The organism is Pedobacter soli (genome assembly GCF_900101435.1).
Lineage (GTDB): Bacteria > Bacteroidota > Bacteroidia > Sphingobacteriales > Sphingobacteriaceae > Pedobacter > Pedobacter soli.
In genome coordinates this window covers 1-7,981 of record NZ_FMZH01000009.1, presented here as the reverse complement: position 1 = coordinate 7,981, position 7,981 = coordinate 1, and the positions used below count along the sequence as shown (strand labels likewise).

At 41.0% G+C, this 7,981-nt stretch carries 4 protein-coding genes; all 4 read right to left on the bottom strand.

Features of this window, described 5'->3' with window-relative positions:
• Positions 1-276 precede the first annotated feature (276 nt).
• The 4 genes from BLR37_RS18160 to BLR37_RS18145 all read right to left on the bottom strand — a co-directional run bounded on the left by BLR37_RS18160 (position 277) and on the right by BLR37_RS18145 (position 7,424).
• A complete protein-coding gene (locus BLR37_RS18160; protein WP_090771067.1) occupies positions 277-1,470 on the bottom strand; it encodes a Gfo/Idh/MocA family protein in 1,194 nt (397 codons plus the stop codon).
• Between the two features lie 192 nt (positions 1,471-1,662).
• Complete coding sequence (locus BLR37_RS18155) at positions 1,663-3,030, bottom strand: 3-keto-disaccharide hydrolase (RefSeq protein WP_090771065.1); 1,368 nt, start codon at positions 3,028-3,030, stop codon at positions 1,663-1,665.
• 17 nt (positions 3,031-3,047) lie between these two features.
• Entirely contained in the window at positions 3,048-4,403 is a 1,356-nt protein-coding gene (locus BLR37_RS18150; RefSeq protein WP_090771063.1) for a Gfo/Idh/MocA family protein, read from the bottom strand.
• A 330-nt stretch (positions 4,404-4,733) separates the two neighbouring features.
• On the bottom strand, positions 4,734-7,424 hold the full coding sequence (locus BLR37_RS18145) for a valine--tRNA ligase (RefSeq protein ID WP_090771061.1): 2,691 nt from the start codon (positions 7,422-7,424) through the stop codon (positions 4,734-4,736).
• Between the last annotated feature and the right edge of the window lie 557 nt (positions 7,425-7,981).

The window sequence follows — 7,981 nt, the reverse complement described above, 5'->3', positions numbered from 1 at the left end:
AATAGAAAATCATCCATAGAAAAATCGTCATTCCCAGCTTGCCTGGGAATCGTAATGCTGTAGCTATAACTGCACATCGCTTTAGGATTCCCGGTTTCACGGGAATGACGATTCGCTAAGGAAGATATGTCATGCGAATCACCAATAGAAAATCCGTCATTCCCAGCTTGCCTGGGAATCTTAATGCTGTAGCTATAATTATAAATCGCTTTAGGATTCCCGGTTTCACGAGAATGAACGATCTGTTAAGAGGATCATCTAAGGGACGTACCCCTACTAAACACTATAAGTTGGTTTCCAAACCTGTTTTTCGCCCGAGTAAATAGCCTCATTACACATGCCTACACATATGGCAGCCTGTGTACCTGTATTGATATTAGAAGCCGGTTCCTTACCTGTAGTAATCGATTTATAAAACTCATCGAGCGCATAATTCGTACCATCAATGGTTGGTTTATCCAGAATCGGGATGCCACCGTCTTTATTGACCACAATTTTTGTCGCCCCTGTTACCCCATCTACAATACCCAGTTCTTTTTTAGTGGTTTCTTCGGGATAGAACAAGCCGGTATTGGTTAATAGCGATACCGAACCTTTGGTACCTTTTATTTTAAACAGGTAACCATCGTGCGCATTGCCGCAAGTGGCACCAAAGTTACCTATCATCCCTTTTTCATTATAGCGGAGAATGGCTTGAATATTATCGTAAGTTTCGCGGCCATCTTTAAACACATCTATTCCTCCCGAACCCATAATTTCATCGGGCTGAGTTTCGAAAGCCCAGTTAATAAAATCAATCTGGTGCGAAAGCAATTCGGCAGCTAAGCCACCTGAATACTCCTTGTACATGCGCCAGTTAATTTTCCTTTCTAAAGACGGATCTGGTACTGCCCTACGCCAGTTACCATTACGGTCCCAACGACAATCGATTTGCGTAACCTTACCCAAATAACCACTTTGAATCATATCTTTCACCTTAAAATACAAAGGAGAATAGCGGTATTGGTAACCCACCTGAAATACTTGTTTAGGGTGTTGCTTAACCAACTTTTTGAGGGCCAGGGCCTGCTCAATATTGTAGGTCATGGTTTTTTCTACGTACACATGTTTACCGGCAAGCACAGCATCTTTTGCAATTTTAAAATGCTCACTTAAAGGCGTGGCAATAAAAACAGCATCGATACTTTTGTCATCTAAAACCTTGTGGTAATCTTTTATGGCTTTTGCACCGGCAGGCACATACTTTTCGGCTTCTTTAAGCCTAAAATCGAGCAGATCGCAATAAGCTGCAATTTTATATTTAGCAGGCATCGATTTAATAACCGATAGCACACCCTTACCTCGATCTCCGCAACCAATCATGGCCACATTGATAACCTGATCGGCATACAGGCTTGCAAAAACCTCATTACCTACTAATAAACCAGAGCCTAATAATGCGGTATGCTTAACAAAAGATCGACGATGCATGATATAAATTATTTTGTGTGTTATTAAAATATGTTTTTAAAGGTAGTAAAAAGTGAATGGGCAATGCCCGAGCTCACCAAGTTTTTACAAGCAGAACAAATGGTAAACTCAAATGCCCTGATGCAATAAATGCGAAGTAGAAGGTAGGAGATACCTTTTACTTCGCAGTATACTTTTTTTAATTAAGTAAGATTATTTTAATGTTTTAATTTTGATGGTTCTGAAATCTACTTTATTACCATGGTCTTGTAAGAGGATGTGGCCTTTTGGCGCCTCACCAAAGTTTTTCCAGTCTTTGTATTTACTGATGGCTACCAGTTTTCTAAACTCTTCTGAACCGCGGGTATATTCTAAAACTTTAACCCCGTTTAAATAGTGTTCTACTTTATTATTAGGATATACCACCACGCGGCCGTTGTTCCAGCTACCAATCGGACGCAAGTATCTCGACTCTTTTTTAGATGTCATTAAATCGTATAAAGAAGCTAAAGTGCGGTTTCCATCGCGACCTAACTTCGCATCCGGGTGAAGCACATCATCCAGCACCTGGTATTCTAAACCAATGGCCGAACCTGTATTTTTCTCGCTTAAGGTAACAAAGTATTTTACACCACTGTTGGCTCCAGGGGTAAGTTTAAACTCAAAAGACAAATCAAAAGCTGCGTATTCGTCCTTGGTTACAATATCACCACCATTGGTTGATTCGGCACCGCCTGAAGGTTCTACACTGATTGTACCATTGGCAATTTTCCATCCTTTTTCAGGAAATGCCGTTTTATAGGCACCAATCCAGCCAGCATTGGTTTTACCGTCAAAAAGCAACTTATAACCATTAGCTTTCTCGAAAGGTGATAAAGCATTGGGTGTTAAGTTTACTACATAAAATCCTTGTGGAAAAGCCTTGGCTTTCAGACCCTCAGTCTGTATATTGATGTTTTTGAAGTAAACCTTTTTACCATCATTTTCTGTATTGTTGCCAATACCGTGTACCTGCAAACCAATAAAGCCCGACTGATCTAAAGTATCGATTACATAGGCTACCGGCTGTCCGTTTAACCAGGTTTTGGTTTCGTTACCAATACATTCAATTCTGTAGTGGTTAAATTCGTTCTTTTTATACAAAGATTTTGCTGATGGATTTAACTCCAAAGGGTATAACCAGCTTCTTCTGGCTTCATCATAAATACCGCCACTCCAGGCCCTTGCCGATGGATCTATCTCAACCTGACGGCCAAAAACCATCCCTCTGCCGTTATTGGCTTCCTGTTTAATGTGGCTACGGGTTTGGATACCGGAATTGGTACTTTCGCCCTCAAGCTTTACATCCAGTTCTAAAATGAAATTGCCGTATTCTTTTTCGGTAATCAGAAATGAGTTAGGTGTGCCTTTGGTCATGGTACCTACAATCATTCCGTCTTCAACTTTGTATGGGGCCACGCCTGCTACCGATTTCCAGCCGGTTAAGGTTTTACCATCAAATAAGGGTGTTGTTTTTTGGGCTGCTGCCGATAAACTGATTAGTGATAAAGCAAGAATACTATACTTTTTAATTTTTAACATGATTGGTTTTGTGATGATTAATATTTAAATACTTTTCCGTTTGCGATTACTTCTTGTCTGCCTTCATCGAAAGTGGCTTTTGCACCTGTCCTTACTGCAGCATTGGTCATGATATTGGCAATGGAGTGCGAATAACCGGCTTCTACCGGCGCATTAGGTGTTTTGCGGCTACGCACACATTCCATCCAGTTGCGCATGTGGCCTGAGGTTAAAGGGTCGCCGCCCATACTGGCGCCGGTTGCGGTTTTGATTTCGGTTTTACTCAAATCAAACTCCGGTAAAAGATTGGCTTTTAAACCCATGGCTGCTGCTTCTTTTTCCCTCAATCCGCCTTTTGGCGATACTTTGTTGGTAATCAGGTTAAGCTCACCACCATTCGAATAGTATACTTCGCCTACATCGCCAACGCTGTTCTGCATGCGCGAGGTAAAAGTTACCTGGAAACCATCGGTAGTATCGGGCTGGCCATAATCGAATACTGCCACCATCGAATCCCAGTTTCTGCGGCCATCTTTCCAGGTGTAAATACCTCCGTTGGCTACCACACTGCGCGGATGCTTTAAATTGGTAAACCAGTGTACAGTATCAATCTGGTGGCTCATCCATTGCCCTGGCATGCCTGATGAATATGGCCAGAACAACCTGTATTCTAAATATTTTCTTGGATCGAAAGCCTCAACCGGACGGTTAAGTAAAAAGCGCTTCCAATCAATGTCTTCTTCTTTTAGCTTGGCCACTAAATCGGGCCTGCGCCACCTGCCTGGTTGGTTTACATTCCAAACCAGATCTACAGCCGTTATTGGGCCGAATTTACCATCCTGAATAAATTTTGCCGCATTGGTATAGTTTTCTCCGCTTCTTCGCTGCGAACCAATCTGTACAATCTGCTTGCTTGCCTTAACCGCTTTAAATGCTGCTTTGGCATCATCCATCGTTTCGGCAAAAGGTTTTTCTACGTAGGCATCGCAATTGGCTTTAACGGCCTCGATGGTATGTAAAGCATGTTGAAAATCGGCCGTACTGATAATTACCGCATCAAGATCTTTGGTGGCATAAAGTTCATCGTTATTGCGACAGGCTTTAATATCATGACCAAATTTTGCTTTTAGGTGGGCAATACCCAAATCCCTGCGGTAATTCCATAAATCAGAAAGTCCAACAATATCGAAATTCAGCTCTTTATGATGGTTCATAAAACAAGGCAAAAGGGTTTCTCTGAAACGATCAGAAAACCCAACCACACCTACACGTACCCTATCGTTTGCCCCGATGATGCGACCATAACTTTTGGCACTCATGCCCATTGTACCGGCATAGGTGGCCGCAGCAAATATTGCAGATTGCTTAATAAATTTCCTTCTGGAATTTTCCATATTTGGTTATTTTATAAATATGGTTGCTCATCAAACCATATTGATTGAGCTAAAATAGTGTTTTAAATAAATTGCACTAAAACTCAGCAGGTATTATTCTTGAAACCATTTTTTGACGCAATAGCACTTAATCAGCCATAAACTTATCCAACAAGCCATTTTAAAGCCTTTTTTAATTAAATTTAAACAAGCTCTTTATTTAGGAAAACGATTGAAATAATAATTTGGGGTTTGGGCTAAAAAGAAAAGTCCCTTAACATGTTGCTAAGGGACCTTCGGTATTATACCTGCAAGGTTTTAAAAACCTTACAGGTATTGATGACTATATGATTATCCTAAAATCGCTAAACTTTCTTCAATGATTTTGATTTTTGCTTCCGCATCGGCCTTTTTATTGCGCTCATTGGCAATAATTTCTGGCTTGGCATTCTGCACAAAACGTTCGTTATTCAATTTCGACTCAACCGATTTTAAGAAACCCTGCAGATAAACCAAATCGGCATTTAAACGCTCACGTTCTGCTTCAACATCTACATTTTCAGTTAACGGGATAAAGAATTCATCTTTACCAGCCATAAATGCTGTAGCACCAACAATTTTGTCGTTTACGATCTCGGCTTGTGATACATTGGCCAGCTTGAAAACAATATTTAACCATTTCTCGTAATCGATCTCAGAGTTTACCTTCAAACTTAAAGGTAAAGCCTCTTTAGGCGAAATTTGCTTTTGGTTACGCACATTTCTGATTTCGGCAACAACAGTTTTAATTACCTCGGCATCTTTCAGCAATTGCTCATCAATACCGCCTCCTTTCGGGAATTCGGCAACAATACAGCAATCCATTTCACCGCGGGCAGCAAACAAATCGTCGTGCCACAATTCTTCGGTAATGAAAGGCATGTTCGGGTGCAACAGTTTAATAATCTGCTCAAAGAAATTAACAGTGGCCTGGTAACTTTCTGCATCAATTGGTTGCTGATACGCAGGCTTAACCATTTCTAAATACCAGGCACAGAAATCGTCCCAAACCAGTTTATAGGTAGTCATTAAGGCTTCTGATAAACGGTATTGCTTAAAGTTATCTTCAATTTCTACCAGTGCAGCATTAAAGCGGTTTTCGAACCACGAAATAGCCTGTTTATTTGGGTTTTCTAAGTTTGCATCTACCTCCCAGCCTTTAACCAAACGGAAAGCATTCCATATTTTCGATGCAAAGTTACGCCCCTGCTCACAGTAGCTTTCATCAAACATTAGATCGTTACCCGCTGGTGACGACATCAGCATCCCTACGCGTACTGCATCTGCACCATATTTTTCAATCAATCCAATCGGATCTGGCGAGTTACCCAACGATTTAGACATTTTACGGCCTAATTTATCGCGTACAATACCGGTTAAATACACATTGGTAAATGGTTTTTTGCCCATAAACTCATGACCCGCCATAATCATACGCGCCACCCAGAAGAACAAAATCTCAGGTGCAGTAACCAGATCGTTGGTTGGGTAGTAATAGTTAATGTCTTTGTTATTTGGATCTTTAAAACCATCAAAAACAGAAATTGGCCACAACCAAGAAGAAAACCAGGTATCCATTACGTCTTCATCCTGACGTAAAAATGGCTCTAACTGATGTTTAAAACCTGTTTTTTCAGCATCCGAACAGCTTTGGTCCAAATGTTTTTTCTTCCAGAATTCTTCTAAAGCCTCGTCTTTGGTTTTGGCAACCACCCAGTTTCCTTTATCATCGTACCAGGCCGGAATGCGTTGGCCCCACCACAGTTGACGCGAAATATTCCAGTCGCGCACATTTTCCATCCAGTGGCGGTAGGTATTTTCAAATTTATTCGGAATCAGGTTTACCTCTCCGTTCAATACATCATCCAGTGCCGGTTGTGCCATTTCTTTCATCTTCACAAACCACTGCATCGAAAGTTTAGGTTCGATAGCCGCATCGGTACGTTCAGAAAAGCCAACCTGCGATTTATAATCTTCTACTTTCTCTAAATGACCAGCCTCTTCGAGCATTTTGGCAATCTTTTTACGGGCAACAAAGCGGTCTTCGCCCACCAAAATAACTGCCAGTTCATTTAAAGTACCATCATCATTTAAAATATCGGTAACTGGTAAATTATGTTTTACGCCCAGTTCATAATCGTTCAAATCATGCGCCGGGGTAACTTTTAAACAACCTGTACCAAATTCGATATCTACATATTCATCTTCAATAACGGGAATTTCGTGGTTAACCAGTGGTACGAAAACTTTTTTGCCCTTTAGGTGAGTAAAGCGTTCGTCGTTCGGGTTGATACAGATCGCTGCATCCGCCATAATGGTTTCAGGGCGTGTGGTCGCAATAACCAGATAGTCCGGAGTCTGAAGTCCGGAGTCCGAAGTCTTATCGCCAGCAATAGTATAGCGGATGTAGTATAATTTCTGGTTAACTTCTTTACGGATTACCTCCTCATCAGAAACAGCAGTTTTACCTGCGGGATCCCAGTTTACCATGCGGATACCGCGGTAAATCCACCCTTTTTTATACAGGTGGATAAACGAATCAATTACCGCTTCAGAAAGATCTTCCTCCATAGTAAAACGTGTACGGTCCCAATCGCAACTTGCCCCCAGTTTCTTTAACTGTTCTAAAATAATACCGCCGTATTTTTCTTTCCATTCCCAGGCATATTTTAAAAACTCTTCACGCGAAAGGTCCTTTTTATTGATCCCCTGCTCTTTTAACATGGCTACAACCTTAGCCTCAGTTGCGATAGAAGCATGATCTGTTCCCGGTACCCAGCAGGCATTTTTGCCTTGCATACGCGCCTTACGGATCAAAACATCCTGAATGGTATTGTTAAGCATGTGCCCCATGTGCAGTACCCCTGTGACGTTTGGTGGCGGAATTACAATGGTGTAAGGTTCGCGCTCATCAGGCTCTGAGTGGAAAAACTTTTTAGATAGCCAGTAGCTATACCATTTATCTTCTGTTTCTGCAGGATTGTACTTGGTGGAAATGCTCATGAAAAATTGTTATAAAGGCCCAAAAATAGCTAATTAAGCTGAAAGCCCAAAGCCAGGCAAGCGGAAAGCTGAAAGACTAAGCAGCTAAACATCATATCAGTAGAAATGGAAGATATAGATGCCTGTTTTTATGGAAAGCAGGTACTGCATTTCATTTTAAAGTCAGTCCTGCTTTGCGTTTTACTCTCCCGATGAAAAATCGGGATCGTGCTCACTACAATCCCTTAGGTTTGTTATAATCAAAAAAGTTTGAGATTTGTACAGAAAACCTTAACGGCAGTGCTGAACTATTACTCTGTCTAGATTAAATATCTAAAACCTGTATCAGAGCACTGCCGTTTGTTGAACAAGAACCATATAGAATTTTAGTCTTCGCCGGACTGTTAAGGGATTTAGTTTCATTCAACATCAAGGTTATTTATTCCACTTAACAACCCAAAGTTATGAATTACAGATTATTTGCAGGCATTGATGTTTCAAAACTGAAAATAGATGTTGTGTTTTTTCTTACCGAGAATCCAGACAAGCAATTCCATGAATGCTTTGACAACAGTGAT

What these genes read in the sequence shown, in the direction of transcription:
- BLR37_RS18150 (WP_090771063.1), bottom strand. Translation starts at nt 4,403, where the DNA reads ATGGAAAATTCCAGAAGGAAATTTATTAAGCAATCTGCAATATTTGCT.
- BLR37_RS18160 (WP_090771067.1), bottom strand. Translation starts at nt 1,470, where the DNA reads ATGCATCGTCGATCTTTTGTTAAGCATACCGCATTATTAGGCTCTGGT.
- BLR37_RS18155 (WP_090771065.1), bottom strand. Translation starts at nt 3,030, where the DNA reads ATGTTAAAAATTAAAAAGTATAGTATTCTTGCTTTATCACTAATCAGT.
- BLR37_RS18145 (WP_090771061.1), bottom strand. Translation starts at nt 7,424, where the DNA reads ATGAGCATTTCCACCAAGTACAATCCTGCAGAAACAGAAGATAAATGG.